23 protein-coding genes and 1 tRNA gene are annotated in these 25,986 nt (G+C 66.0%); 13 read left to right on the top strand and 11 right to left on the bottom strand.

What is annotated here, in order from left to right; all coding sequences use genetic code 11:
- Positions 1 to 771 carry an alpha/beta fold hydrolase gene (locus ACW9TV_RS02635; protein WP_494304305.1) on the bottom strand — a complete coding sequence of 257 codons (771 nt, stop codon included), beginning with the start codon at positions 769 to 771 and terminating at the stop codon, positions 1 to 3.
- A gap of 79 nt (positions 772 to 850) precedes the next feature.
- A complete protein-coding gene (locus ACW9TV_RS02630; protein ID WP_494304304.1) occupies positions 851 to 3,547 on the bottom strand; it encodes an Rne/Rng family ribonuclease in 2,697 nt (898 codons plus the stop codon).
- A gap of 459 nt (positions 3,548 to 4,006) precedes the next feature.
- Between ACW9TV_RS02630 and fliD the strand changes: the two genes are divergently transcribed.
- Positions 4,007 to 5,443, top strand: coding sequence for a flagellar filament capping protein FliD (gene fliD / locus ACW9TV_RS02625; RefSeq protein WP_494304303.1), 1,437 nt, complete (start codon positions 4,007 to 4,009; stop codon positions 5,441 to 5,443).
- A 29-nt stretch (positions 5,444 to 5,472) separates the two neighbouring features.
- Positions 5,473 to 5,886, top strand: a complete 414-nt coding sequence (locus tag ACW9TV_RS02620; protein WP_494304302.1) for a flagellar export chaperone FliS — start codon at positions 5,473 to 5,475, stop codon at positions 5,884 to 5,886.
- Here ACW9TV_RS02620 and ACW9TV_RS02615 read toward each other — a convergent pair.
- Positions 5,883 to 7,094 (bottom strand): hydrolase, encoded by a 1,212-nt coding sequence (locus tag ACW9TV_RS02615; protein WP_494304301.1) that lies wholly within the window; start codon positions 7,092 to 7,094, stop codon positions 5,883 to 5,885. The two genes, ACW9TV_RS02620 and ACW9TV_RS02615, sit on opposite strands and share 4 nt — an antisense overlap.
- Positions 7,091 to 8,716 carry a thiamine pyrophosphate-binding protein gene (locus tag ACW9TV_RS02610; protein WP_494304300.1) on the bottom strand — a complete coding sequence of 542 codons (1,626 nt, stop codon included), beginning with the start codon at positions 8,714 to 8,716 and terminating at the stop codon, positions 7,091 to 7,093. The genes ACW9TV_RS02615 and ACW9TV_RS02610 overlap by 4 nt, the downstream gene beginning before the upstream one ends.
- Before the next feature lie 76 nt (positions 8,717 to 8,792).
- Here ACW9TV_RS02610 and ACW9TV_RS02605 point away from each other — a divergent pair.
- The 3 genes from ACW9TV_RS02605 (at position 8,793) to ACW9TV_RS02595 (ending at position 10,929) form a co-directional block, all read left to right on the top strand.
- Positions 8,793 to 8,883 (top strand) — tRNA-Ser (locus ACW9TV_RS02605).
- A gap of 167 nt (positions 8,884 to 9,050) precedes the next feature.
- A complete protein-coding gene (locus ACW9TV_RS02600; protein WP_494304299.1) occupies positions 9,051 to 10,268 on the top strand; it encodes a tyrosine-type recombinase/integrase in 1,218 nt (405 codons plus the stop codon).
- Between the two features lie 316 nt (positions 10,269 to 10,584).
- A complete protein-coding gene (locus ACW9TV_RS02595; protein WP_494304298.1) occupies positions 10,585 to 10,929 on the top strand; it encodes a hypothetical protein in 345 nt (114 codons plus the stop codon).
- Between the two features lie 219 nt (positions 10,930 to 11,148).
- Here the strand turns inward: ACW9TV_RS02595 and ACW9TV_RS02590 are convergent, their stop codons facing one another.
- The 5 genes from ACW9TV_RS02590 to ACW9TV_RS02570 form a co-directional block, all read right to left on the bottom strand.
- Positions 11,149 to 11,433 carry a hypothetical protein gene (locus ACW9TV_RS02590; RefSeq protein WP_494304297.1) on the bottom strand — a complete coding sequence of 95 codons (285 nt, stop codon included), beginning with the start codon at positions 11,431 to 11,433 and terminating at the stop codon, positions 11,149 to 11,151.
- A gap of 163 nt (positions 11,434 to 11,596) precedes the next feature.
- A complete protein-coding gene (locus tag ACW9TV_RS02585; protein ID WP_494304296.1) occupies positions 11,597 to 11,827 on the bottom strand; it encodes a transcriptional coactivator p15/PC4 family protein in 231 nt (76 codons plus the stop codon).
- Positions 11,824 to 12,243 (bottom strand): hypothetical protein, encoded by a 420-nt coding sequence (locus ACW9TV_RS02580; RefSeq protein ID WP_494304295.1) that lies wholly within the window; start codon positions 12,241 to 12,243, stop codon positions 11,824 to 11,826. Before ACW9TV_RS02580 ends, ACW9TV_RS02585 begins: the two co-directional genes overlap by 4 nt.
- A gap of 3 nt (positions 12,244 to 12,246) precedes the next feature.
- Entirely contained in the window at positions 12,247 to 12,378 is a 132-nt protein-coding gene (locus ACW9TV_RS02575; RefSeq protein WP_494304294.1) for a hypothetical protein, read from the bottom strand.
- A gap of 493 nt (positions 12,379 to 12,871) precedes the next feature.
- Positions 12,872 to 16,141, bottom strand: a complete 3,270-nt coding sequence (locus ACW9TV_RS02570) for a type ISP restriction/modification enzyme (protein WP_494304293.1) — start codon at positions 16,139 to 16,141, stop codon at positions 12,872 to 12,874.
- An 866-nt stretch (positions 16,142 to 17,007) separates the two neighbouring features.
- On the opposite strand from ACW9TV_RS02570, the gene ACW9TV_RS02565 reads away from it, so the two are divergent.
- From ACW9TV_RS02565 to ACW9TV_RS02555, 3 genes are all read left to right on the top strand, one after another.
- Positions 17,008 to 17,265, top strand: coding sequence for a hypothetical protein (locus tag ACW9TV_RS02565; RefSeq protein ID WP_494304292.1), 258 nt, complete (start codon positions 17,008 to 17,010; stop codon positions 17,263 to 17,265).
- A 99-nt stretch (positions 17,266 to 17,364) separates the two neighbouring features.
- Entirely contained in the window at positions 17,365 to 17,772 is a 408-nt protein-coding gene (locus ACW9TV_RS02560) for a hypothetical protein (protein WP_494304291.1), read from the top strand.
- A 367-nt stretch (positions 17,773 to 18,139) separates the two neighbouring features.
- Complete coding sequence (locus tag ACW9TV_RS02555) at positions 18,140 to 18,688, top strand: hypothetical protein (RefSeq protein ID WP_494305022.1); 549 nt, start codon at positions 18,140 to 18,142, stop codon at positions 18,686 to 18,688.
- A gap of 9 nt (positions 18,689 to 18,697) precedes the next feature.
- Here the strand turns inward: ACW9TV_RS02555 and ACW9TV_RS02550 are convergent, their stop codons facing one another.
- On the bottom strand, positions 18,698 to 20,494 hold the full coding sequence (locus tag ACW9TV_RS02550; protein WP_494304290.1) for an LnmK family bifunctional acyltransferase/decarboxylase: 1,797 nt from the start codon (positions 20,492 to 20,494) through the stop codon (positions 18,698 to 18,700).
- Positions 20,495 to 20,672: 178 nt separating this feature from the next.
- Between ACW9TV_RS02550 and hisS the strand changes: the two genes are divergently transcribed.
- The 4 genes from hisS (at position 20,673) to ACW9TV_RS02530 (ending at position 24,980) form a co-directional block, all read left to right on the top strand.
- Positions 20,673 to 21,923: a histidine--tRNA ligase gene (gene hisS / locus ACW9TV_RS02545; RefSeq protein WP_494305021.1), complete on the top strand. Its 1,251-nt coding sequence runs from the start codon at positions 20,673 to 20,675 to the stop codon at positions 21,921 to 21,923.
- Positions 21,923 to 23,005, top strand: coding sequence for a peptide chain release factor 1 (prfA, locus tag ACW9TV_RS02540; RefSeq protein ID WP_494304289.1), 1,083 nt, complete (start codon positions 21,923 to 21,925; stop codon positions 23,003 to 23,005). The genes hisS and prfA overlap by 1 nt, the downstream gene beginning before the upstream one ends.
- Positions 22,998 to 23,855, top strand: coding sequence for a peptide chain release factor N(5)-glutamine methyltransferase (gene prmC / locus ACW9TV_RS02535; RefSeq protein ID WP_494304288.1), 858 nt, complete (start codon positions 22,998 to 23,000; stop codon positions 23,853 to 23,855). The genes prfA and prmC overlap by 8 nt, the downstream gene beginning before the upstream one ends.
- Positions 23,856 to 24,206: 351 nt before the next feature.
- Entirely contained in the window at positions 24,207 to 24,980 is a 774-nt protein-coding gene (locus ACW9TV_RS02530; RefSeq protein ID WP_494304287.1) for a DUF4167 domain-containing protein, read from the top strand.
- Positions 24,981 to 25,100: 120 nt separating this feature from the next.
- Here ACW9TV_RS02530 and ACW9TV_RS02525 read toward each other — a convergent pair whose 3' ends face one another.
- Positions 25,101 to 25,370 carry a hypothetical protein gene (locus ACW9TV_RS02525; RefSeq protein WP_494304286.1) on the bottom strand — a complete coding sequence of 90 codons (270 nt, stop codon included), beginning with the start codon at positions 25,368 to 25,370 and terminating at the stop codon, positions 25,101 to 25,103.
- Between the two features lie 64 nt (positions 25,371 to 25,434).
- On the opposite strand from ACW9TV_RS02525, the gene ACW9TV_RS02520 reads away from it, so the two are divergent.
- Positions 25,435 to 25,863: a CBS domain-containing protein gene (locus ACW9TV_RS02520; RefSeq protein WP_494304285.1), complete on the top strand. Its 429-nt coding sequence runs from the start codon at positions 25,435 to 25,437 to the stop codon at positions 25,861 to 25,863.
- The last annotated feature ends 123 nt before the right edge of the window (positions 25,864 to 25,986 follow it).

Here is a 25,986-nt window from a genome sequence, read left to right as displayed (position 1 = left end):
TCAGCGCCGCGCCAGCCTGTCCGCCACGAGGCGGATGGCATGGGGGTTCCAGCCGAGACCGCAATGGGTGCCGGGGACTTCCAGATTCTCGACCGAGGGGCCGGGGCGGGCCTGGGCTGCCTGCGGGTGGACGATTCCGTCGCCCGTGGCCGCGATCGCGGTGAAGGGCACGGCCGGCAGCGCGCCGGGCTGCCAATCGACCGGGGCGTCGTGGATGGGGTGGCCGGCCACCCGTTCATAGAGCTTCCAGGCGTTGTTGGCCGTAAGCGCGCCTGACACCGGCGAGCCCATGGTGATGACCTGCCGGACGGCCTGCGGATGGCGGCGGGCGAGTTCGACGGCGTAAAGGCCGCCGAGGCTCCAGCCGATGAGGGCGACGGGTTCACGCGCCTTGCCGGCGAAGCCGAGGAAACGGGCTTCCAGTTCCTCGAACCGGCCGGGGCGCAGGCCCAGGTTGCGGCCCAGTTGCCAGCCTTCGACCTTGTGGCCGATAGCCGCGAGGACGCCGCGCAGCGGCGCGGTCGCCCAGTCGCCCGAGAGGAAGCCGGGCAGCACCAGCACATGGCGGCTGGGCCAGTGCGGCAGTTCGCGGATCAGCTGAACCCGCTGGCGGCGGAAGGCCTGCAATTCACCCAGTGCCCGCAATTCGGCGGCATAGGCGATGCGGCCCGGCGGGCCGGGATCCGGGCTGGCCGCCGCCTCCAGCCGGAGGTGACCCTCCAGTCGGGGCGGGCCACCCAGCGAGGGGGGGTCTGCAAGCCGCTCGTTCATGACCCACAACTATAAGGGGTCTTTTGCGACAGTTTGTAGGGCCCCCCGCCGAAGCGGGGGGCGTGATTGCACCTGAGCGTCAGTTCCCGAAGGTCCGCTGCCACCAGCCGCGACGGGGCGGCCCTTCGCCCTCGGGCTCTTCCGTGGGGGCCTGTTCGGCGCCGGATTCCGCCTGAGCCTGTGCCGGCGGCGCAGGTTCGGGGGCGGGCTCTGCCGGTTGTGGCGACGGTTCCACTGCCGGTTCCGGCTTCGGTTCTGCCTTCCCCTTCGCGGGCGCCTTTCGTGTCCGCTTCGGCTTGGCCGGGCTTGCGTCTGCGTCGGCCGGGGCCTCCGTCGTTGCGGACGGGGCTGCGGTCTCTTCGGCGGGCGCCGGGGTTTCGACCGGTTCCGATGCGGCCGTCCCGGCCTTCGCCTTTGTCTTCGCAGGCGACTTGCGCGTCCGCTTCGGCTTTGCCGGCGCGTCCTCTGCGGGTGCGGTCTCGGCCGTCCCGGCATCGACGGCTTCGGTCACGGGCGGCTCTGCCGCGCTATCCGCGACGGGTGCTGCCGATGCTTCGCTGTCCGTCACGACCTTGCCACGACGACGGCCCCTGGGCTTTGCGGCGGGCACTTCGGCAGCCGCGATTTCCGGGGCGGCTTCCGGGGCGGCTTCCGGGGTGGATTCCGCCTCGCTGTGGGGGGCTTCGTCGCTCTCTTCTGCGATGGACGCGCCATCGACCGGCGCGCCATCCGCGCCATCCCGGCGTCCGCCCCGGCGGCGGCGGCGCCGCTTGCGGCGCCGCTCGCCGTCCTCGCGGCCCGCCTGTTCGCCGTCCGTCGCTTCGACGTCGCCCGATTCGGCTTCGCTGTCGGTGGTGTCGGCGCCTTCATCGGCGCGCGGCTCGCGATCGTCCCGGTCCCGGCCGCCCCTGCGGCGGCGGCGGCGGCGGCCGGTGCGGCCGTTGCGGTCCTCCCGCTCCTGTCCGTCGTCGCGACGGCCGCGCGGCGTTTCGTCCGCCTCGTCCTCATCCTCGACGTCGTCCTCGATCTCTTCGGGCTCGTCGATGTCGGCATAGGCCTGGGGCGCGGCGAGCGCCGCCATGCGCGGAGCCTGCGCGGGCGGCGGGCCGCTGCTGTCGATGACAAGGCGGCCGCCGATCAGGCCGTCATCGGGCACCACCTCGATCAGCACGCCGTAGCGGGCTTCGAGTTCGGCGAGTTCGGCGCGCTTGCGGTTCAGCATATAGACCGCGACCGAGCGATCCGCGCGCAGGCGGAACACGGAGGCGCGGCCCTTCACGGCCTCTTCCTCCAGCAGGCGCAGCGCGGCGAGCGCGGCCGAGCCGTCGGTGCGGATGAGGCCGGAGCCGTCGCACATGGGGCAGACCTGGGTGGAGGCTTCGAGCACGCCGGTGCGCAGGCGCTGGCGGCTCATTTCCAGGAGGCCGAAGGAAGAGATGCGGCCGACCTGGATACGGGCGCGATCCTGCTTCAGCGCGTCCTTCAGGGCGCGCTCCACCTTGCGGTTGTTGCCATTGGATTCCATGTCGATGAAATCGACGACCACGAGGCCCGCGAGGTCACGCAGGCGGAGCTGGCGGGCGACTTCCTCTGCGGCTTCGATGTTGGTCTTGAGGGCCGTTTCCTCGATGTTGTACTCCCGCGTGGAGCGGCCCGAGTTCACGTCGATGGCGACCAGCGCTTCCGTCGGGTTGATGACGATGTAGCCGCCCGAGCGCAGGTTCACGACCGGGTTCAGCAGCGCGGCCAGCTGGCTTTCGACGCCGGCGCGGTGGAACAGCGGCACCGGATCGGCATAGGGTTGCACCTTCTTCGCATGGCTGGGCATCAGGAGCTTCATGAAGCTCTTGGCCTGGGTATAGCTTTCGGGGCCGTCGACGAGCACCTCGTCGATCTCCCGCGTGTAGATGTCGCGGATGGCGCGCTTGATGAGGTCCGAATCCTCGTAGATCAGCGCGGGCGCCGAGGAGGTCAGGGTCTTTTCGCGGATCTCGTCCCAGAGCCTCGTCAGATAGTCGAAGTCGCGCTTGATCTCGGTCTTGGTGCGCTCGAGCCCGGCGGTGCGGACGATCGCGCCCATGGTAGAGGGCAGGTTCAGATCCGACATGATGGACTTCAGGCGCTTGCGATCGGCCGCGTTGGCGATCTTGCGGCTGATGCCGCCGCCCTGCGCGGTGTTGGGCATCAGCACCGAATAGCGGCCGGCCAGCGAGATATAGGTGGTGAGTGCGGCGCCCTTGTTGCCGCGTTCCTCCTTCACGACCTGCACCAGCATCACCTGCCGGCGGCGGATGACTTCCTGGATCTTGTAGCGGCGGCGCAGCGCCATGCGGCGACGGCGCAGCGCCTCGGCGCCGGCCTCTTCGGTGTTGCCATGTTCTTCCGGCCGGGCGCGGGGGGTTTCGCCGTCGCCCTCGCCCGGATCGGCGGAATCGGAGGCGTCGCCGTCCTCATCCTCATGGTCGTCATGGCCATGGCCTTCCTCGGCCAGGGCCTGCTCCTCGCGCAGGAGGGCGTCGCGGTCTTCCTTGGGGATCTGGTAGTAATCGGGGTGGATTTCCGAGAAGGCCAGGAAGCCGTGCCGGTTCCCGCCGTAATCGATGAAGGCGGCCTGCAGCGACGGTTCGACCCGCGTGACCTTGGCGAGATAGATGTTGCCCTTGATCTGCTTGCGGGCGGCCGCCTCGAAATCAAACTCCTCGATCCGGCTTCCCTTGACGACGGCGACCCGGGTTTCCTCCGGGTGGCGGCCGTCGATGAGCATTCTTGTTGTCATTGAAAAGTCTCCCTGCGCCGGGGGCGCAATTGTCTGGTGCGCGCGGGGCGCGATGAAGTTCGGCGCGAAGCGCGCCAGAAGGCGGGACGCTGCGGTTCAGCCGGCGCCCATGGGATGAAGGAACCGCCCGGGCCTGGGACGCCCGCGACGTGAATATGGAATGGGTGTGCACGGCGTCTGCGGCGGAAGGGGCCGGGCCCATCCGTCCTGCGACTTTGATTCTGATTCTGTTCGCCTGCATTCCACCCCGACGGTCTGCCCGGGAAAGCAGCCGGCGGCCGAAACTGGCACCGCTGCCCGGACGGCATCAAACCGGAAGCCGTCGGGCGGTCTGCGAGTCCCAGCGGTCCCGCCCCGGCTTCCAGGCCAACATGCCTGTGGGGTTCCGCTAGCAGTCGCCGCGGCCCACGGCAAGGGGAACAGGGTTAAAGCCCTGCGCCCGGCCGCCGTTTTCCCTGCATGACCAATGTGATCCAGACGCTGAATGCCGGTTCCGGGATCGACGTGAAGGCGCTGACGGAAGCGCTTGTCGCGGCCGAGCGCGACCCGCGCGTGAAGCTGCTGGACGAGCGGCAGGCGAAGGTGGACGCGCGGATATCCGCCCTGGCGCAGTTCCGAAGCGGGCTGGACGGGGTGGTTTCGGCGCTGGACAGCCGGCTGCAGTCGGGCGCGCTGTCTGCGATCGCGACCGTTTCGGACATGTCGGTGCTGGGCCTGCGCTTTGCATCCGGCGCGGCGCTGCCGCGCCAGCAGATCGAGGTGCGGGCGCTGGCGCAGGGGCAGGCGCTGTCATCTGCGCCCCTTGCGGATGCGGCGGCGGCGATCGGGCAGGGGCAGCTGACGTTCCGCTTCGGCACGGTTGAAGGTGGCGACGCGGCGACCGGGTTCGAGGCCGGCGTGGCGGCCGATCTTGTGGTGACGATCGGCCCGGACCGGGATTCGCTGAGCGGCCTGCGCGATGCGATCAACGATGCGGCCGCGAGCGCGGGTGTTGCCATCGAGGCGCGGATTCTGACCGATTCGGCGGGCGCGCGCCTGCAGATCAAAGGGGCCAGCGGGGCGGCGCAGGGGTTCCTGATCGAGGCGGCGGGCGATCAAGCGCTGGCCGCCTTTGCTTTCGGCGTGGGGGCGGGCGGGCTTTCGCGGACGCAGGCGGCAGCCGATGCGGTGGTCGCGGTGGACGGGCTGGAGCTGAGGCGCGGCAGCAACAACATCAGCGACCTGCTGCCCGGCGCGACGCTGACGCTGAAAAGGGCCGCACCGGGCCAGTTGGTGACGATCGAGGCGGCGCGCGACACGGCCGAGCTTTCGCAGGCGGTGCGCGATGTGGCCGAGACGCTGAACCAGCTGGTGGGATTCGGACGTGAGCTTTCGGCCGGGGCGGGCCGTGGCGTGGCATCCGCTGGCGCGCTTGCGGCGGACAGCACAACGCGGCGGGTGCTGCAGATGCTGGGCAGCCTGAGCACCCGGGCGCTGGTGGCGGGCGACGGGGCGGCGCGGCTGGCCAATCTGGGGCTGACGGTGGATCGCACGGGGGCCTTCGGCGTGGACGAGTCGAAGCTGGCGGCGGCGGTGGCGACCCGGCCTGAGGCCGTGGAGGCGCTGATCCAGGCGCTGAATGCCCGGGCGACGGCCGACACGCCGGCGGGGCCGCTGCGGCAGATGGCGGCGATGTTCAAGGTGGCGGTGGACGGGGAAAGCGGCCAGCCGACCGCACTGGCGCGGGCCTCTGCGGCGATCGCGAAGGAGCGGATGGCGCTGGGCGAGCGGATGGAACGGCTGACGGACACTTACACGCGGCAGTTCAGCCGGCTGGACGTGGCCGTGGGGCAATCGAAGTCGCTGATGACCTATCTGGAGCAGCAGATCGCGCTGTGGACGAACTCGAACGACTGACAATTCGAACGACTGACGAGGAGTGACTTATGCTGGACACGCTTGCCCGCCCTGCCCCGACGGCGCCTGCCGGCGCGGCGCTGCAGAGCTATGGCCGGATCGCGCTGGACGCGCGGGTGGCGGGGGCCTCCCCCCACCAGCTGGTGGCGATGCTGTACCAGCGGCTGGAAGCGCTGCTGCGCGAGGCGCATGAGGCGGCGCGGTTCGGCAACAGTGTCAGGCGATTGCGGGCGACGGAGCGGGCGCTGGCCATTGTGGACGGGCTGGACATGACGCTGGATCTGGCGCGCGGCGGCAGTGTGGCCGAGGCGCTGAACCGCATCTATGCGCTGCTGCGGCGGCGGTTGATGGACGGCCGGGCCGATGGGCTTGGCGAGGCGCTGGGATCGGTGGGGGAGATCCGCGCGGCCTGGGAAGAGATGGCGGCGCAGCTGCAGCGCTAGGCGGCGCGGCGGAAGCCGGCCTGTGCGATGCGCATGAGCAGCAGGGCGGCGAGGCGGGCGCGTTCCCCCAGGCTTTCGACGATCAGATATTCATCCGCCGAGTGGATCGCACCGCCGCGGACGCCCAGCGTATCGACCACGGCGAGGCCGGTGGCGGCGAGGTTGTTGCCGTCGCAGACGCCGCCGGCATCCCGCCAGCCGATGGGAAGGTCGAGATCCGCGCCGACGGATTTCACCAGTTCGAACAGGCGGAGCTGGTTGGCATCCAGCGGCTTGGGCGGGCGGGCGAAATCGCCGTGGCGGTGGGCGGCGACATCGTGGGCGGCGGCGACGGTGGCGATGGCGGCATCAAGCGCCGCGCGGGCACGGGCTTCGGCCCGGGGCGTGGCGGGGCGCATGTTGACGCGGAGGACTGCGTTATCCGGCACGACATTGTTGGGGCCGCCGCCTTCGATCTTCGCGACATTGACCTTCAGATCGGGCGCGACGAGGGCGGCGAGCCGCAGGGCGAGATCAGCGGCGGCGACGACGGCATTGCGGCCCTTTTCCGGTTCGCGGCCCGCATGGGCGGCGCGGCCCGCGATGTGGATGGCGAAATTGCCGCTGCCGGGGCGGGCGCCGGCCAGCGTGCCATCGGGCAGGGCGGGTTCGAAGGTGAGCCCGGCATCGACGCGGCGCGCGGCCTCTGCCAGCAGCGGGGCGGAGCCGGGGGAGGAGACTTCCTCATCGGAATTGAGGACGACTTCATAGCCGAGATCCGCCGCACAGGGGCTTGCTTCGAAGGCGGTGAGCGCGGCGAGCATGACGGCGATGCCGCCCTTCATGTCTGCGACGCCGGGGCCGTTCAGGATGCCGGGTTCGCGCCAGGCCAGTTTCTGGAAGGGGTGATCGGCGGGGAAGACGGTGTCGTAATGGCCCGTCAGCAGGACGCGGGTGGGCGCCTGCGGGCGGACGACGAGGTGGAGGTTGCGTCCATGGGCAAGCGGGGCGACCTGGCCGGAGGGCAGCATCTGGCTGGCATCGGCCGGATCGATCAGGCGGACATCCCCCAGCGGTGCGAACGCCTGCGAGAGGAGGGCGGCGGTTGCGGCGAGCCCTTCGAGGTTGCGGCTGCCGCTGTTGAGCGCGCACCATGTTTCCACCTGCGCCAGCATCGCGGCCGGATCGATGGCGGCGAGCGCGGCCCGTTCGGCGGCGGAGAGGTTCATTGCCCTTCGGCCAGCCGCCGGCCGGGCGCGATCTCGTCCGGATCGAGCAGCACATGGATGAGGGCGGCTTTGCCCCGGCAGCGTTCCAGCGCGGCGGCGAATTCGCCCGTTTCGCGCACGGTTTCGCCGTGCAGGCCGAAGCTCCAGGCGAAGGTGGCGAAATCCGGGTTCGTCAGCCGCGTGGCGGACGGGCGGCCGGGATAATCCCGCGCCTGGTGCATGCGGATGGTGCCGAACTGGCCGTTATCCATCACCACGAACAGGGGGGTTGCGCCTTCGTGGGCCACCGTGGCCAGTTCCTGGGCGGACATCAGGAAATCGCCATCGCCCGCGACCACCACGACCTGCCGTTCGGGAAACAGCAGGGAAGCGGCGATGCCGGCCGGCACGCCATAGCCCATCGCGCCCGAGGTGGGGGCCAGTTGCGTGAGCGGCCGGCGGTGCAGGTGGAAGCGGTGCAGCCAGGCGGCGAAATTCCCCGCGCCGTTGCAGTAGATGGTATCGGCCGGCAGTGTTTCGGACAGGGTGCGGATCACGGCCGCCGGGTTCACCCCGGCCTGAACCTGTGTGGGGCTTGCCCAGGCCCGGTGCAGCGCGCCCATGTGCGCCACCCAATCCGGCCGTTCGCGCGGCGGCAGGGTGGCGAGCGCCCGCAGCATCTGCCCCGCATGCGCCTGAACCGCCAGGCGGGGCTGCCAGGTGCGGCGCAGCGCTTCGGCATCGGTGCAGACATGCACCAGCGCGCGTGTGGCGAATTCCTGATCGATCAGCGTGTAGCCCTGCGTGGCGTTTTCGGTGAGGCGCGCGCCGACGACCAGCAGCAGATCCGCCGATTTCACCGCCTGAACCAGTGCCGGGTTCGCGCCAAGGCCCAGTTCGCCCGCATAATGGGGGTGGGTATTGTCGAACCGGTCCTTTCGGCGCCAGCTGGTGACGACGGGCAGGCCGAGACGGGCGGCGACGGCTTCGGCGGCAGCGCTGTCCTCCACGCTCCACTGCGGGCCGCCCAGCATCAGGATGGGCCGTTCGGCGGCATCGAGCATGGCGCCGATGGCCGACAGGGCCTGCGGGGACGGCGCGGGCGGCGCCAGGGGTGCGGGCGCGCACGCTTCGCCTGTTGCTTCCAGCGCGAGCCTGTCATCCGGGAGGACCACCACCACCGGGCCCGGCCGGCCGGACAGGGTGGTGGCGAGCGCCGAGGCCATCTGTTCGGCGACGCGCGCGGGATCGCGCAGCGTGACCACCTGCTTGGCGATGCTGCCGAAGACGCGGGCGTAATCCATTTCCTGGAAGGCTTCGCGGCCGATCATATCATCGCCGACCTGCCCCACGAGGAGGAGAAGGGGGGTGGAATCCTGCTGGGCGGTGTGCAGGCCGATGGCGGCATGGGTGGCGCCGGGCCCGCGCGTGACCATGGCGACGCCGGGGAAGCCCGTGAGTTTCGCGGCGGCTTCGGCCATGTTGGCCGCGGCCGCTTCGTGCCGGCAGGTGACGAGGCGGACATCCACATCGCGCATGGCATCGAGCAGGGGGAGGTAGGATTCACCCGGCACCGCGAAGGCATGGGTGATCCCTGCGGCCGAGAGGGCCTGGGCGATGAGGGTCGCGACGGTGTGTGGCATGGCGGGCAGGGAAAGCCGCGCAACCCCGCCTTGTCAACCGGGGGGCCCCCTGCTAGGGCCCCCGCTTCCAGAGCGCGGAGCGGTGGCCGAGTGGTCGAAGGCGCACGCCTGGAAAGTGTGTATAGGTCAAAAGCCTATCGAGGGTTCGAATCCCTCCCGCTCCGCCATTTTCTGATTTGTGCGCGTTTTCAGGCGTCCGCAGTTGTCTTGAAAGCCGGAGTCTTCACAAGCACTTAGCTTCCGCATATGTTCACTGACGTTTCCCCTCGTTCCTCACCTTCCGGCCAGTTTGTGAGGGGGCAAGTGAGGGGGTGAACGCCAGGAGGAACGCGGGATGCCCTCACTTACCTTCAAGCGTGTTGAGTCGATCAAGGAGCCCGGCCGCTACTCGGACGGCGCCGGCCTGTTCCTGCTTGTCGGGCCGAAAGGCGGCAAGTCCTGGATTGTGCGGGTCCAGCGTCACGGGAAAAGGCGAGAGTTCGGCCTGGGCGGCTATCCGGCCGTCTCTCTCTCCGAAGCCCGGGAAGCCGCAACCGCGCTTTGCCGGAAGGTGAAGATTGAAGGCGTGGATCCCGTAGCCGAGAAGGCCGCTGCAAAGCTCGAGGAGCTGCGCCGCGCATCCCTTCCCACATTCTCGAAGGCTGCCGAACGCCTGCACGCTGAGAAGCTGCCGACCTGGCGCAACGGAAAGCACTCGAAGCAGTGGCTCGCCACCCTTCAAACCTATGCCGTCCCGTTCATCGGGAGCCGTAGTGTGGATCTGGTCACGGCGGCCGACGTTCGCGCACTTCTTGTGCCGATCTGGACGGCGAAACCTGAAACGGCGCGACGCGTGCATCAGCGCGTTGTTGAGGTCCTGACTTGGGCCGTGGCGAGCGGCTACCGGGACGGGCTACCCCTTCTCAGTGCGAAGGCTCTGAGCCTGCCCAAGCAGCCTCGGACGATCGAGCATCATGCGGCTATGCCCTGGAAGCAGGTGCCGACCTTCATCAATCGCTTGCACGCTGGCGAGGATGGCTCCCAGCTTGTCCGGGAAGCCTTGGAGTTCCTCATCCTGACGGCCGCCCGAAGCGGCGAGGTTCGGGGTATGACGTGGGCTGAGATCGACTGGGAAGCGAAACTCTGGGAGGTTCCGGCCAGCCGCATGAAATCTGGGCGCCCACACACAGTGCCCCTTCCGTCGCGTGCAATCGAACTACTGGAAGCCCGGCTGGCGCAGCGGGTGGCGGCTTCCGAGCTCGTCTTCCCGGGCCGGAGCCTCAAGCTACCTATGAGCGACATGACGTTGAAGATGGCGCTCAGGCGGATGGATCTGGACTATGATCCCCACGGCTTCCGGTCGAGCTTCCGGGACTGGGTGAGCGATGCCACCAATTTCCCCTCCGATCTGGCAGAGGCCGCGCTTGCCCACATGAAGGGCGACAAGACAGAGGCCGCCTATGCGCGCTCCACAATGCTGGAGAAGCGCCGCAAGCTCATGGAGGCGTGGGCCGCCTTCTTGGTGGGCAGTGCGACAGGGAAGGTCATCAATCTGCGGGCAACGGCGCGCTGAGTTTCATCAACCCAGAGCGGGAGGATAAAATGCGGATGGCGGAGAGACGGGCGCCTGTTTGGTAGAGGACGCCCGGATAGCCTGCACTGACAGCGCTCATATTGCCAATGCGGCCTCACAAGGGGATTGTTCCAATGCGGGGTCGAGTCACGGCGGCCCGGCGCGCAGGTGATTGTAAAAAGGGAGAAGGTGCGGACCGCGCAGCCTTGGTATCAAGTGGCAAAATCGCGGCCGAAGTCAGCGCGATGGAACGCACCATGAATGGCAATCTGCGCCAGCCGCGATTTCTGCGCTGGCGCTCTGCAGGAGAGGGATGATGGGCCTTCTGTTCGGACGCGCATTCCTGTGGGGGTTCATTATCCCCGTCGCCGCGCTGGTGGCCTTCGCGAAGGTCTGGGATGATCCCTGGCTGCTATGGGCCGTCCCTCTTGGGATCGTGGCGGCCATCTTCCTGTTTGTCGCCGTGGTCTATGTCCATTGCATTATCGAACTGATGCCGCAGGCGAAGATCGCCCGCGAAAACATCGAGGAGGGATCGGCCCGTTATGTCGAGCGTGCGCAATTGATGCGTCACCCCCACGCCGGCGCGCCACCTGAGCGCTGGACACAAAAAGGCCCGGCCGCGCGGAACAAATCCACGCGCGCGCCCCATTCAAGTTGAGCATATTTCGATCTCGAACTGCCTCTGGAAGCGACTTGCTCGCAACGCCCGCGCGCAAGCCTATGGCTAGATATATATGTGTCTACCTATGGTATCCCGTTCATGTGCCGAAAATGGACATGACAGGAAACCGAGGGTGTCCCGTGAGGCTATTTTCAGGAAAGGAGTGGATACCTGGGGTGTCCCGCGCGGATACTGCGGGTATCCCGTCAAAAATGCTCAGTCGGCCGGCGGCTTCCAGCGCATGAAGCCCTTTTCCGATTGGGTCGCGATACCCGCTGCAGGTGGATGCCACGTCAGATACCATTCGGATGCCTGGCGCAGCTTGCAGGAAAAGGCGCCCGCTCGCATCATCACGATAAAGCCTTTTGCTTCAAGCTCGCGGAAGGCTGCGGCGACTGTCGCGCGTTTCTTGAGTCCCAGCGCCTCTGTGGCCTCGCGCTGTCCAAGCCCGATCCGGCCGTTGTTGCTGCCATTGAAGCGTCGGCAGATCTCCGAGAGCAAGGCTCGGGCACATAGCCCCAAAGATCGATAAGCCGGGCTGTCGAACAGATAGTGGGGGATCTGGAAGTGGGGCGGCCCAGACCGCCTCCGCTTGCGGCCAGCCACTAGGGCCTCAGGGAGAGCCGTTGCCGGCCCTCCCCTCCCTTCCTCGGGTTCGCGGCCCTCACGCGCTATCCGCCAACCTGGCGGCCTCCCTGAGAGCATCGCAAAGTTCCGCGACGGCGGCGGCCGGGATACTCACTCCCGACTTACCCGGACGGAGGACTCCGGCGTCATCCGTCCACCAGTTGCGGAGGCCAATGACCGGGCGGCCCCGGAAACGGGAAACGACAAGCCGGAGCCTTTCGCCGCCGCGCCGCTCGAGGTCGAACAGAAGCCGGTCGCTGCCGCTCATCGGGCCGACACCTTCAGCAGGCGCACAGGGGCGGCCAATCGATACCGGGATCGCTCTCCGCGCGGCCGAAAGGTCTCGATCACGCCATCTCCAAGCACTCGCCGAAGGTCGCGGACTGGGCTTCCCAGCTGTGCAGTCCACCCGATGGCATCGTCCGGGGCAACGCCCCGATCACCAGCCGCCACAAGCGCAACAGCCGCCTTTGCGTCCTGGCCTGTGAAGCGCCGCACTTCAGAGCTTGCCGAGATCTGCACCAGCACATGCCGGGCCGACAGAATTTGCGCCAGCGATACCGGGCCGCCTGGCCCTTCCCACATCCATTTCGGGCCGGTATCAGTGTCGAGAGCGGCAAGCTCAGCAGCGATTCGAGGCGCCGGCGGCTGGATCCCGCCGGCGCTTTCGTTTTTCTCGCGCATCGGTCAGCCCTCCTTGCCGGCGGCAGCGGATGCGAGCTTTTCGATCGACGAAAGCGTCACCAGTCGCCGCGCCCCGCAATGGAACGAGGTCAACCTCCCCTCTCGCAGCAACCGGTAGATCGAATTGCGACCCACTCCTAGCAGTCGGCCCGACTCTACGATCGAGACCCCAAGCGGCTTCATTCCGGCACCGGAAGACCCGGGTAGCCCATCACGCATTGCGCTTCCTTTCTGGAGGGAGACGGGCAGGCCCGTCGATTTCACGCCGCGGACTGCGGGCGCGATTCAGCGCTCCGAAGGGCATACCAGGTGCCGCATCAGAGAGCGCGAATTAGGTTCAAAGGGGGCACCCGAGGGCGCTCAGAAACAGCAAAGCCGCCCACCGACTAAACGGTTGAGCGGCTTGAGTATTTTTCGCAGGCTTTGCGTCCCAGACGCACGAACCCACTATTTAGGCAACGTCCTACAAGTTTCCGGGCGTTGCCGCAAGTTGGATTGTGCCCATAGGCGCCTCAGAATTGTGGCCTTTGAGTCGCTGGGGAAGCATTCGCGGGAGGAACGCTTGTCGGCCGGCCAGCCTATCCCCGCCAGCAATATGCCATCAAAGCCGGGAGAGGTCAGCCGCCGATCATTGAGCCGCAAGGATCGGCATTTCGATCTGACGCATTAGGCGATCAGTCTCGGCCAGGATCTTGATGATCTTCTGGTAGTGACGGATGTCGTCCCAGCTCAGCGTGCGGCCCTTGCGATCTTTGAGCCATTTCTGAGCGGGCTGGTATCCGCCGATCGGGAAGCCCCAGGATACGGCTGGCACGCCTTCGAAGTATTGGCCTTCATCGCCCTTGCCATTGATGTAGACGCGCCCGGTGCCGTCCGGCTGGGGTTCGAAGCGGGGCTTGTCCACCACGCTGTCACCCCCGCCGTGGAAGGCATAGGGCGCGGGGCCGACGGCGGCATCCTCCATCAGGTGCAGGCGGCGCAGCGCTTCGCCCTGTTCGCTGATGGTGCGGAACACTTGCGGAGAGGGCGGGAAGGGCACGCGCGGGAAATCGATCTTGAGGAATTCGGCGTAGGTTTCGCGGTAGGCGGGGCAGTGGAGCACGCCGTAGATGTAATCGAACACCTTCACCTCATCGGGCCGCGCATCGCCGGTTGCCGTGCGGAACGCGCCGCTTGTCACCATGGCGCTATCGGGCGCAGCCGCCTTGCCGGTGAGGCCGGCCGCCGCGCGGATTTTCGCGTAGAGCTTGGGATCGAAATTGACGCGGACCGACTGGTCTAGGCCTTGTTCGCCTGGGTATAGGTAGAGGGGCATAGCGTAACCCCTCTCTCTTGAAAGATTTGATACACAGCTGTCGTCAATGGCGTTTTCAAAGGCCATCACGTGATGCCATTTATCTTGAATAGTCTGCCTGCAAATCATGCACGCGATATTCGGGCCTAATTGCAAATGGGTCATGACCTCTGCTCGCGGGTAGCAGAGGAACCCCCGTGAGTTCCCGGTATAATACGTCCAGCGAGTATCAAATGGGCGATAGGCAATACGCACCAAATGCTCTTGCCCAAAGTTGGCCGCAACATCTGCCTTGGCAAAGGCGACCGTCCAATCCCTTACATCTTTCCCTAGCGCATATTTCTCACGCAGCGCTTCGGCATCGAGGGTTTGAAAATCCTGCACCCGTTGCCAAAGCGCATCTTTGCTTTTGTCGATAGAAAGCGCGTCACGCGCGGTAACGATGCCGACCGAATTCACCGGCATCAGATTGGCTACGGAAAAACCAGCTTCGTAGGCGGCTTGAACGGCATAATCCCGGACGACGTAAGGGTAATGCGGGGCTTTATGTTGCAAGACACGAGGGCTTAGGCTCTCGGCTGTCCCATCCCATAAAGCACGATATTTGCCCTCACGCCCGCCCCAAAGGTCGCCATGATGCACCTCGGCCAAGGGCTTGGCCTGCTTGCCATCGCGCTTGTGCTTGACAGCGATAATGATCGCGACGCCCTGCATGATGTCGAACACGTTCTTATCTGCCGAACCGTCCGGGGCGACCTCCTTTTTTTTCGAATTTCCGTGCAGGTCGAGCACGTAAATCCGATCAAAGCTGTTCATCAGGTGCCAGCGCATCCCCCGGAAGGTGGGATTGTCGAGGTATCCGTGATTGGTGATGAACCCCAGCACGCCCTCGCCGTTCTGGTCGATCATGTGCTGAGCTAGGCGGATAAACTTGACGTAATCGTCATTGATCCACTTGGGGTTGCGCTCTTGCAGGCGCTTCTTGCCGCCGGGCTCCTGCTTGTAATCATCCATCAGGCCCATGATCCAAGGCCCCTTGTTCGCGCTCTCGCCCGCATAAGGCGGGTTGCCGATCACACACATGATCGGGGTCTGGCGCTTGATGTCGCTCGCCGCCTTGGCTTCCTCGGCAATGGCGCGGGACAGGCCGAACAGGGTTTGATCGACCCGCTCGCCTTCCTCCAGCGAATTGGTGAGATAGACCCCCAGCCGGGGCGGGTTGCCGCTCGGCTTGTATCCCAGACCCGTCAGGATCATGTCGAGCTTCATGTGGCACATGGCATAGCTCGCCATCAGCAGCTCGAAGCCGTGGATGCGCGGGATCAGGTCGCGCTCCACATAGTGCGACCACTGCCCCGGCGCGATGCCCTTCACCCGATCGGCGACAAGCTTCACCACCTCGGCAAGGAAGGTGCCCGTGCCGGTCGCCGGGTCCAGAATCTGGACGCGGTGAACGTCCTTCCTGATAGTCGCGGGCTTGCCGGTCTTGGGATCGTTCTGCCCGGTATCCCAATCAATCGAAATGCGGCTGGTATCGGCCAAACCGTCAGGCAGGCCGAATTCGGTCTTCAGCACCTCATCCACCGCGCGAACGATGAAATTCACCACGGGTTCGGGCGTATACCAGACCCCCCGCGCCTTGCGCTTGGCCGGGTTATATTCGGCCAGGAAGTCCTCGTAGAAATGCAGGAACGGGTCCTGGCGGGCAGTGACCTTTCCAAAGTGCTTGAGCACCTCGCCCATATTGGTGGCGCGGAACACGGCGCATAGATCATCGATCACACGGCGCAGGCGTTCATCAAGGTTCGGCCCGGCGATGTAGATGAAAAGCTCACGGAGAAACGGATTGGATTTGGGCAGCAGCTCCAAGGCCTCGGCCCGGCTGAAGGATTGCGGGCTTGCATCATGAAGGCGCGCGGCGAACAGGCCGTAGGCAATGGTTTCGGCATAGATGTCCGCAAAATCGGCCACGGTGATGTCGCCAATCAGATTGGCGCGAAATGCCTCATACTGGCCGATCAGATCGGTGGCGCTGCCTGTTGCTTCCTTCGCTTTCAGGTCCGCCAGCAGGGCGTTGCCCATGATGTCCTTGATGAGCGCGGCCTTGCCCGCCATCAGCTTCGCAAGCTGCCTTGAGGACGTGACCGATAGCGGCGTTACGCTGGCAAATTCCGACAGGCGAGCTTGGAGGGTTGCGAACGCTGCCGGCCGCGCGGGCATTGTCGGGATCAGATCGGCAATCGTGACGAAGTCCACCACCTCGCCATCACGGATGAACTCGAAATCCAGGCCGTTGGTGTAGATCAGATTGGGCAGGCCCTTCTTGTAACGCTCCTTCTGCGCCTTGCTGTAATCGTTTGCCGCGAACTTGCGGATGTCCTTCCCGATGTCCTTCGCTTCGCACCAGCCGATGGCGACATTGTCACGCTGGAACACGAAATCCGGCGCGCCGACATCTGTAATGTGCTTGGGCTCGTTGATTACCGAGATTGCAGCATCAATCGACGAAAACAACTTCGCCAGTGCCGGCCTAAAACTGTGCTCCGTTGATTGGCCGCTGGCGTGCAGGGCGCGGATCTCGCTCAAGTAGGCCGGGATATCCATATGGCGCCAAAACTCCTCGCAAACACGAGGCTAGGCCTAGCGAGCGTTCGATCATCCGCCAAGTTCATCGAGAAATTCTGGATCGCCTTGTCGTCTCGGTTCCGCGCCGCTCATCTCCAAAACGGTCAGTCGCGCCATTCCTTCGGAAACGTCATCGCATTCAAGGGGGGCTGCGGCTCTCCAACGTCAAGTCGAAATGCCCCGGGCAGAATGCGGCTCGCCGAAAGTTCGCGGTTCTCCACCGTATCCCCCCGATTGATCGCGCCAGAAGGACCCGCGCCGTCAATGGTGCAACCCACGGGAGGCTGCAGGCACGATTCGCGATGCCAGCCGCGCGAGACACTGCTTCCGGTTACTTGCGCCAAGTGAGGGGGCGGGTGAGGGGGCACTTCTCAAATGACTTCGGCAAAGGCCGATGAATCAGCACTTTAGGCGCATTTGTTCGGCACACTCCCGCTCCGCCATTCATTTGATATTGTTTCATAATTTCGGATAGCTCTGAATCCGCTGCGCTTTTCTGGGGGCGGCTGCCGGCCAAGCGGAGCCCGGCTGTGGGGATGCGGTCGTCCGGGATTGTTCTGGCTGGATCCTTATTGCCTTCAAATCGGCACGGCGTCCCCGGATTGCGGAAGCCCGTTTGACGTGCTGGAAATAACTGTACTGTCCCCGGAATTTCCATAGCGGACAGCGCAGAAGCCGGGTGGCACAGATCGTTCGTATGGACTCATGACGAGATTTTGGCCGAGCTAATTCGCCGCAAGTCCGAGGGACGACTGCGCAATCGCGACGTTAGCGCGTGGCTTGGTCTGCCGAGTTCGGCTGTATCCAACATTTTCAGCGGAAGCCGTCGAATCCAGCAGAACGAAATGCCAGTTCTGTTCAGCAAACTATGGCTTGATGATGAAGTCGCATCAGAGAGCGGGTTTGATGCGCAGCTTCTTACATTGTCACTTTCGCCCCTGCTGTCTGCTGCTGGCCTGGATCGGGTGAAATCCCTGAAGATCCTTGAATTGCTGCCCGACATTCTCGCAGAAGCGCGATCTGCTGCTGCAAAAGGCATGGATCCCGCAACGGCGGCTGATACCGCAGCACGACTTCTTTGGCAGTCAGCTCGCGTTCGATAACTGTCAGAACTTGCTCTGTGAAATCCACATTCGCCCTTCCATCCAATCTGGACAAAGACTTGGGTTGGAATCTGATGCCGTAAACAGAGAGATTGGATAATGCCGATGCGAGCCATTGCGTTTATAACGATTCTTGGCTGCCCACTTATCTTTTCGGTCGCAGGGCCATGGCCCGCCCGTGCGCAGGACAAGGCAAGCTGTGCTGCGCTGATGGACAGCTATGAGAACGCTTCCAAGGATATGGCCGACAATTGGGTGAAGGGCCTAGCCGATTTCAGTTCCTCCGGACCAGCAAGGCGCGCGGCGCAAGATGCCAATTCGATGGCATCGGCGAACATGGCTTTGAGCCTGATGAAAGAGAACCGCTGCCAGCTTCCAGCGCATGTGCCAAGCCCGCACCGTTATATCCAGGCGGCATCTGCGTGCCGGTCGGAACTCGCACAGAACGGCGCATCTATAATCCCGGAGTCGTGCAACCGGCACCTATGGAAGCCAGTTGCAAAATAGGAGGATCATGGAATTCCGGGGACAGGGAATTCCCTCGTCGAGTGGAGCGAATACGGTGTCGATGGCTTGATCCGATGGGCCGCCTGATCGGGCCAAGTTTGCAGCAGACTCCTTGCTTCGCCGTTATTTGATGGTGCTTAAGATTTCCCTTTGGCTTTCATGCCCGGTCCGCTTCGGGGTGCTGGAAGCCGGGGAGGTGGGGCTGGCTGGCAGCGGCCTGGCTCGAATTGCCTTCGCGCGATCTGCACGGGTGGGGTTTGGGCGAGCGCCTGCTGCATCTGGCATTTGCGGTTGTCGGCTTTCGCAATTATCGGTTGAGTCCTGAAATCCTGCGGCATTTGACAGACTGGAGACTTCCTTGAAGCGGATGACCCTGACCAAGATCCACATGTTGCTGGCAGCTTTCATGTTTCCGGTGGCGCTGATGTTCCTGGTGACCGGCGGCCTGTACACTTGGGGCATCACCGGTTCTTCTGACAGCATGGCGCATCCCGTGGCGCTGACGGCGCCGCTGGAAAAGGACGAGGCGGCGCTTGTCGCGCTGGCGCGCACGGAACTTGCCCGGCTGGGCGTTGCCGAACCGACCGGCAAGCCGCGTGTGCGATCCATGGGGGATGGGTTCCAGCTGGAGTGGACCGGTTCCCGGCGCGATGTCGTGCTGGAGCCCACCGCGGAGCCGCTGCGCGCGACGCTGACGGTGAAGGAGGCCAGCTGGTATCGCAATTTCGTCCAGCTGCACAAAGCCAAGGGCGGGGTGTTGTTCAAGGTCTATGCGGCTGCGCTGGCCGTCGCCCTGTTCCTTCTGCTTGCCACCGGCTTCCTGATGGCCTGGCGCGTTCCGGCATTCCGGCGCTCGGCCAATATCAGTGCGCTGGCGGGGATCGCCCTGTTCGTCCTGGTGGTCGCGCTCAGCTAGGCGCCGGCTTTACCGGATCGGCGGCAGATCGACCTTCGTCTTTTCCGTGTCGATCAGCGCCATGGTCTTGCCGTCGCTCTTGCGGGACAGGGTGGCGCGCAGGCGGATCCTGTCTGCCGCGCGCTCCAGCTCGTGCAGGCGGTAGACGAGGGTTTCATCCGGCATCGCGTTGGCGAAATAGCAGATGTCCCGGAGGGTGGTGGAATGGGCGCTGAGCAGATCGCGCCCCAGGTGGCGCATGGCGCACAGATCCGCGATCATCGGATAGGCGGCGAAGTAGAGCAGGCCGACCCCGTTGATGTCGTGGACGGGGAGCATTTCATATTCGGTTTCGAAGAGGGCCGGCGGGAGATCCGTGGCGCGCAGGGTGCGATAGCCGGCGGCGAAATCCGGCGCGGCGGCGAGGCCGGGGATCGCGCAGCCTTCGGGGATGATGGGCTGGCCCTTCATCAACGAGGTGTTGGAGCCGGCCTCCCCGAACTTGGAGAAGCTTGTCATCAGCGTGGCGTGGCCCTGCCCGCGGGCGCCGCTGAGTTCCACCTCTCCGAAGAACATGCCCGCGCCGAAGCGGCTGGGGGCGAGATCGATGAGGATGTCCTCATTCTCGCGGAAGTCGGTGAGGGGGACGCCGAGTTCGAGGCGGATGCGGGTGAAGGTGGCGTAGAGCCGGCAGCCTTCGGAATCGGCGATTTCGGATGAGGGTGTTTCGAGCCCCTTGCACAGCGTGTGCCAGTGGAGATCGCCCATTTCCTTGAACAGCCAGGATTCGGAAAGGCCGCGCATCGCCATCTGCGGCATGTTGATGGTGATGCGGCGGGATTCCGCGGCCGGGCGGTTGCCGGGGCGGGCGACCGGCGCGGCTGGGCGTGGCGCAGGGGCGGGCCTGGCCTTCGGCGCGGCCGGGGCGGCGAGGGGCGCGCCATCGGCCAGCGCGAGGAGATCGGCCGGAGAGACGAGCGCGCCCCAGATCCTGTCGGGGATCTGGCGGCCCGAGAGCTGCTCCACCGCGATGCGCAGGGTGATGAGGCCGAAGCTGTCGATCCCGAGATCCGTGAACGGCGTGGACAGGTTCGAATCGGCGAGATCGGGGATTTCCGATTTCAGCAGCGCAAGGAGCGGAGCCTTTTCGAGGCCGGGCAGGGCATCCGCCGCCGCGGACAGGGCAGCGGGGGGCGGCAGGGTGACGCCGGGCAGCCCCCGGATGAAAGCCTCCACCGTGGCGCGGCGGGGGTGGAGGGCGAAATCGGGGGCCGCGCGCACGGCGGCGGCGAGGCCTTCGCGATCCAGTTCCCACCAGCGGGTCGCCTCGATCACGGCGATGGTATCGGGATCGAAGCGGTAGCGCACCAGCCTGGCGGGCGCGCCGGTGACGATGGCGTAGGGCGGCACATCCTGCATCACCACCGCGCCGGCGCCGACGATGGCGCCACGCCCGATGCGGTTGCAGCCGGGCGTGACGATCGCGTTGTGGCCGATCCAGACACCGTCTTCGACGACGGGCGGCTTCAGCTTCAGCTGATCCTGCGGGACGACGCCGAATTCGCTGAGGTAGAAATAGGGGTGGGTGCCGAGCGCATCGACGGGATGGTCGGCATCCAGCAGGCGCGAGGTGCGCGCGATGGAGCAGTAACGGCCGATGCGGGAGCCGGGCGGCACGCGCCAGCGATCGAACGGGCCGATGGTATAGAGCCCGACTTCGATATCGTAATGGCGCTTGAAATAGGCGCGGAGTTCGGCGCTTTCATATTCGCGCTTTGCATTGAGGCGGACCATCGCCTTGTCGACCAGCGATCGATACAGCCCCATCGGATCTTCCTGTCCCTGGCCCCCTGATCGGGCAGATGAGGGGGACATGCCAGCCGGGCGGGCGGGGCGTCAAGACGATGGTGCGGCGCAGCATGGTGAACGGAGCGGGCTTTGCGCGGGCGGGCGCAGCCTGCTAGGCGCGCGGGCCATGAGTGATGAGGTGAAGATCGAAGTGAAGATGTCGAAGCCCGCCAAGGCGCAGCCCGTTCGCGGGATGCAGGATTTCATCGGCGAACAGGCGGCGCGGTTCGAGCATGTGACGGACCGGTTTCGCGACGTAGGCCGCCGGTTCGGCTTTCGCGGCGTGCAGGTGCCGGTGGTGGAATTCACGCAGGTGTTCGCGCGGACGCTGGGCGAGACGACGGACGTTGTTTCGAAGGAAATGTACACGTTCGAGGACCGCAACGGGGAATCGCTGACGCTGCGGCCGGAATTCACGGCGGGGATCTGCCGGGCCTATATTTCGGAAGGCTGGCAGCAGTTCGCGCCGTGCAAGCTGATGACGCACGGGCCGCTGTTCCGCTACGAGCGGCCGCAGAAGGGGCGGTACCGGCAGTTTCACCAGATCGATGCCGAGGTGATCGGATCGGCGGAACCGGCGGCGGACGTGGAACTGATCGCGTTCGCGGACCTGCTGCTGAAGGAACTGGGCGTCGGCGGCGTGACCTTGCAGCTGAACACGCTGGGCGATGCGGAGACGCGTGGGCGCTGGCGCGAGGGGCTTGTTCGCCATTTTTCCGCGCACCGGGATGCCCTGAGCGAGGAGAGCCTGCGGCGGCTGGAGACGAATCCGCTGCGGATCCTGGATTCGAAGGAAGCGCAGGACCGGCCGCTGGTGGAGGCGGCGCCCCCCATCGATGCCTATATGAGCAGTGAGGCGGGGACCTTCTTCGAGGCGGTGCGGAAGGGCTGCGAGGCGAGTGGCGTGGCGTTCGAGCGGAACGCGCGGCTGGTTCGGGGCTTTGACTATTACCGGCACACGGCGTTCGAGTTCGTGAGCGATGCGCTGGGTTCGCAGGCCACCGTGATCGGCGGCGGGCGCTATGACGGGCTGATCGAGAGCATGGGTGGGCCGCCTACGCCGGCCGTTGGCTGGGCGGGTGGCATCGAGCGGCTGATGATGCTGTGCGAGGAGCCCGTGGCGGATGCGGTGGATGTGGCCGTGGTGCCGATGGGCGAAGCGGCGGAGGCGATGGCGGCCGGATTGCTGGCGGAGTTGCGCGCGGCAGGCCTGGCGGCCGAGCAGGCCTATCGCGGCAATATGAAGAAGCGGATGGAGCGGGCCGCGAAGTCGGGCGCGCTCTTTGCGCTGATCCTGGGCGACGACGAGATCGCGAGCGGCGCTGTTTCGGTGAAGGACATGCGGACGGGCGAGCAGCAATCGGTGGCGCGCGACGCGCTGCCGGCGATGCTGCGGGCCGGGCGCTGATGGTGCATCTGCCTGACCAGCGGCTGGCGCAGCTGATCCAGCGCCATGAAGGGCTTTCGGCGGAGATGTCGAACCCGGCGCTGGAACCTTCGCGGTTCGTGGCGCTTTCGAAGGACTATGCCGAATTGACGCCCGCTGCCGAAGCCGCGCGCGCGGTGCTGGCGATGCGGCGGGAACTGGCGGAGCTGGAGGCGCTGGCGGCCGACAGCTCGGCGGACGCGGACATGCGCGCACTGGCGGTGGAGGAATTGCCGGAACTGAAGGCGAAGCTGCCGGAGGCCGAGCGGAACCTGGCGCTGAAGCTGCTGCCCAAGGATGCGGCGGATGCGAAGCCGGCGATCCTGGAAATCCGCGCCGGGACCGGCGGGGACGAGGCGGCGCTGTTCGCGGGCGACCTGGCGCGCATGTATCAGCGTTATGCCGAACTGCGCGGCTGGCGGGTGGAGACGATCAGCACTTCGCCGGCCGAACTGGGTGGTTTCAAGGAAGTGGTGATGGGCGTGAACGGCGAGGGCGTGTTCGCGCGGCTGAAGTTCGAAAGCGGCGTGCACCGGGTGCAGCGCGTTCCCGCGACCGAGGCGCAGGGACGGATCCACACCTCTGCCGCGACGGTTGCCGTGCTGCCCGAAGCCGAGGAAGTGGACGTGCAGATCGACGACAAGGATCTGCGCATCGACGTGTTCCGATCCTCTGGCCCGGGCGGGCAGAGCGTGAACACCACCGATTCGGCGGTGCGGATCACCCACCTGCCGACCGGCCTGGTGGTGAGCCAGCAGGACGAGAAGAGCCAGCACAAGAACAAGGCCAAGGCCATGAAGGTGCTGCGAAGCCGGCTGTATGAGCTGGAACGGGAGAAGCTGGCGAGCGCCCGTTCGGCGGATCGCAAGGCGATGGTGGGTTCGGGCGACCGCAGCGAGCGGATCCGCACCTATAATTACCCGCAGGGGCGGGTGACGGACCATCGAATCAACCTGACGCTGCACCGTCTGCCGGAGATCATGGAAGGTTCCGGGCTGGAGGAGCTGGTGACCGCGCTGATCGCCGAGGATGAGGCGGAGCGGCTGGCGGCGCTGGATGCGTGACGAGCGGGACGAATATGAGGCCGGCCCGTCCGCGCAGGCCCCGATCCGGGCGCGCGATCTGCTGAGAGAGGCCGCCCGGCAGATCGACCGGCTGGATGCCGAGGTGTTGCTGGCGCATCATCTGAAACTGGACCGTTGGGAGTTGCTGCGCGACCTTGACCGGTTGGTGGAATCGCCTGTCCGCTATGCGTTGCTGGTGGCGCGTCGGCTGCGGCATGAGCCCGTGGCCTATATCACGGGCGAGCGCGAATTCTGGTCGCTTCCGCTGCTGGTGAACAGGGCGACGCTGATTCCGCGCCCTGACAGCGAGACGCTGATCAGCGAGGCGCTGGCCGCGTTTCGGGGCGACCCGCCACAGCGTATCCTGGATATCGGCACGGGTTCGGGGGCGCTGCTGCTGGCGGCCCTTTCGGAATGGCCGGATGCGCGTGGCGTGGGGCTGGACATCAGTTTCGATGCGCTGGCCGTGGCCATGGCGAATGCCATGCGGCTGGGCATGGATCATCGCGTCGAGCTTCACACATCGAACTGGGTGGAGAAGGCCGAGGGACGGTTCGACCTGATCCTGTGCAACCCGCCCTATATCGAGGATGCGGCGGAGCTGATGCCGGATGTGGCCGATTACGAGCCGGCCGGCGCCTTGTTCGGCGGGCCGGACGGGCTGGATTGTTACCGGCTGCTGCTGCCGGAGGTGCCGCGCCTGCTGGCGCCGGGCGGGGTGGCGCTGTTCGAGTTCGGGCTGGGGCAGGGCCCGGCTTTGGTGGAAATGGCGGCGGGGCTGGGGATGGCGGCTTCGCTGGCGGATGATCTGACCGGGCGACCGCGGGTGCTGCGGATCCGGGCGGGCTGATTCCCGGCTGCATCCGCGCTGCACGGATTTTCGCTTGGCAGCGCGAATCGCAGCGTCTAGGAAGAAGGGGCAGCGCAGCCGGGCAAAGAGCCGGCCGGCCTGCTCCCTCAAACCTCTGGGCGGGCGAATGGATCGCCTGATCTGGCCGCGATGCAGCGGGTGCGAAGAGGGCAGGCGACTGGCGGACCTGGATCCGCCGTGCGGTTCGGCATGGTCCGGCAGCTGGCATATTCCGGCCGAATGGCATGGGCATGGGGCCCTTTGGCATTGTTGGCGGAAGCTGCCCCGGCAGGGCGGCGGCAGCGATCTGGCCGCCGGGCCGGCTGCATATTGGAAGGACGACACCCAGGCATGCAGAACAGGCAGAGCGGTCGCAGGCGGCGCGGCGGGGGCGGAAGCAACAATCCGCGCCCGATGGGCATGGCTTCGGGCGGGCAGAGTGCGAACCGGCTGGAAGTGAAGGTGCGCGGCAATGCGCATCAGCTGCTGGAGAAGTACAAGCAGCTGGCCCGCGACGCCCACCAGTCCGGCGACCGGGTGGCGACGGAATATTATCTGCAGCATGCCGATCATTATTTCCGCGTTTTGAACGACGGCCGGATCCGGCAGGAAGAGATGCGCGCGCGTCGCGGGGTGTTCGATCCGTTCGAGGACGACAGCGCCGGCAACGACGCCGATGATTCGCAGGCCGAGGGCGGCGAGGAGCAGGCCGAGGGCGGTGAGCGTCAGCCGGCCCAGCGCGAGGAGCGGGGCGAGCGGCGCCAGCGGTTCGAGAATCGCGAGCGGAATGACGGCGGCGACCGGGCCGAACGCGCAGAGCGTGGAGACAGGGGCGATCGGGGCGAGGGCCGGCAGAAGTGGCAGGACCGTCGGGGCGACCGCCCCCGCGAGGAGCGGGCGGACCGTCCCCGTGAGGAGCGGGACGAACGGCTTGCGCCGGAACCCGCTGCCCAGCCGCTGAGCGATGGCGAAGCGGCGCTGGTCGCATTCGGCGGCGCGCCCGTGCGCGAAGCGCCGGAAGCCGCGCCCGATCTGGTCGACCTGGCCGATACGACCGAGGCGCCGAAGCCGCGTCGGCGTGGACGTCCGCGCAAGACACCCGAGGCTGAACCCGCCGAGGGCTGAGTCACGGGAGCCTGAGCCAGTGGCGCCCTCTGGCTGGCCGAATCGAACTGGAGTTTGCGGAACGCCCGCCTGCCCCCACCGGGCAGGCGGGCGTTCCCGCTTCGGGATGTTTGGTCTGCGTCAGTCTTCGTGGCGATCGGCGTCTTCGTCTGCGCCGCTTGCCGAGGAGAAGAAGACGAGGCCCATGAGTGCCGCGGTCAGCATCAGCGAACCGACGACCGCGACTGCGATGGCGCCGATGAAGGGCAGGGGCGTTGGTGTGCCGGTGTGGCGGAACCACAGGAAAGCCAGCGCCGTGACGACCAGGCTGGCAACGGCGGCGAATTTCATCAGCCGGACGAATCGAAGCCGGGCATGGGCGATTCGCTGCTCTCTCTTGGTTTGACTCATATCTTTCCAATTCGCCCCAATTGCGCGACATTCAAGAAGGGAGTGCGTGGGAGGAGGGTGTTTGATGGCAATCTCGTCCATTCTGAGGGGCAAGGGGCAGGAGGTGGTGAGCCTTGGGCCCGATTCGACGGTGGCGGATGTGGTGGCGCTGCTTGTGCAGCGCCGAATCGGGGCGCTTCTGGTGATCGAACAGAACGAGCCGGTGGGGATCGTTTCCGAAAGGGACATCGTACGTTGCCTGTGCGCGCATGGGGCATCTGCCCTGCAGCTGCGCGTGCGCGAGGTGATGACGGCCCCGCTGATCACGATTTCGCCGGATGATTCGATCCCGTCTGCGATGGAATTGATGACGGATCGCCGGATTCGGCACCTTCCCGTGCTCGATTCGGGGCGCCTGGTGGGCCTTGTTTCGATCGGAGACCTGGTGAAGCGCCGGATCGAGGAGGCGGAGCAGGAAGCGGTGGCGCTGAAGGATTACATCGCCACGGCCTGAGACTGTCGAAAAATTGCGCGGATTGGCGCGCCTGCCCCGGTTTCGATGTGCGACGCGGAAAAAATGACGTTTTGGCGAAATGGCCGGAAAAAACCTGTTGACGCTGTCCCCGGCCATCGCCAT

It is taken from the genome of Sandaracinobacter sp. T42 (assembly GCF_059115405.1).
Note: the sequence above shows the minus strand (reverse complement) of the source record. Positions and strands in the feature narration are given on the sequence as shown.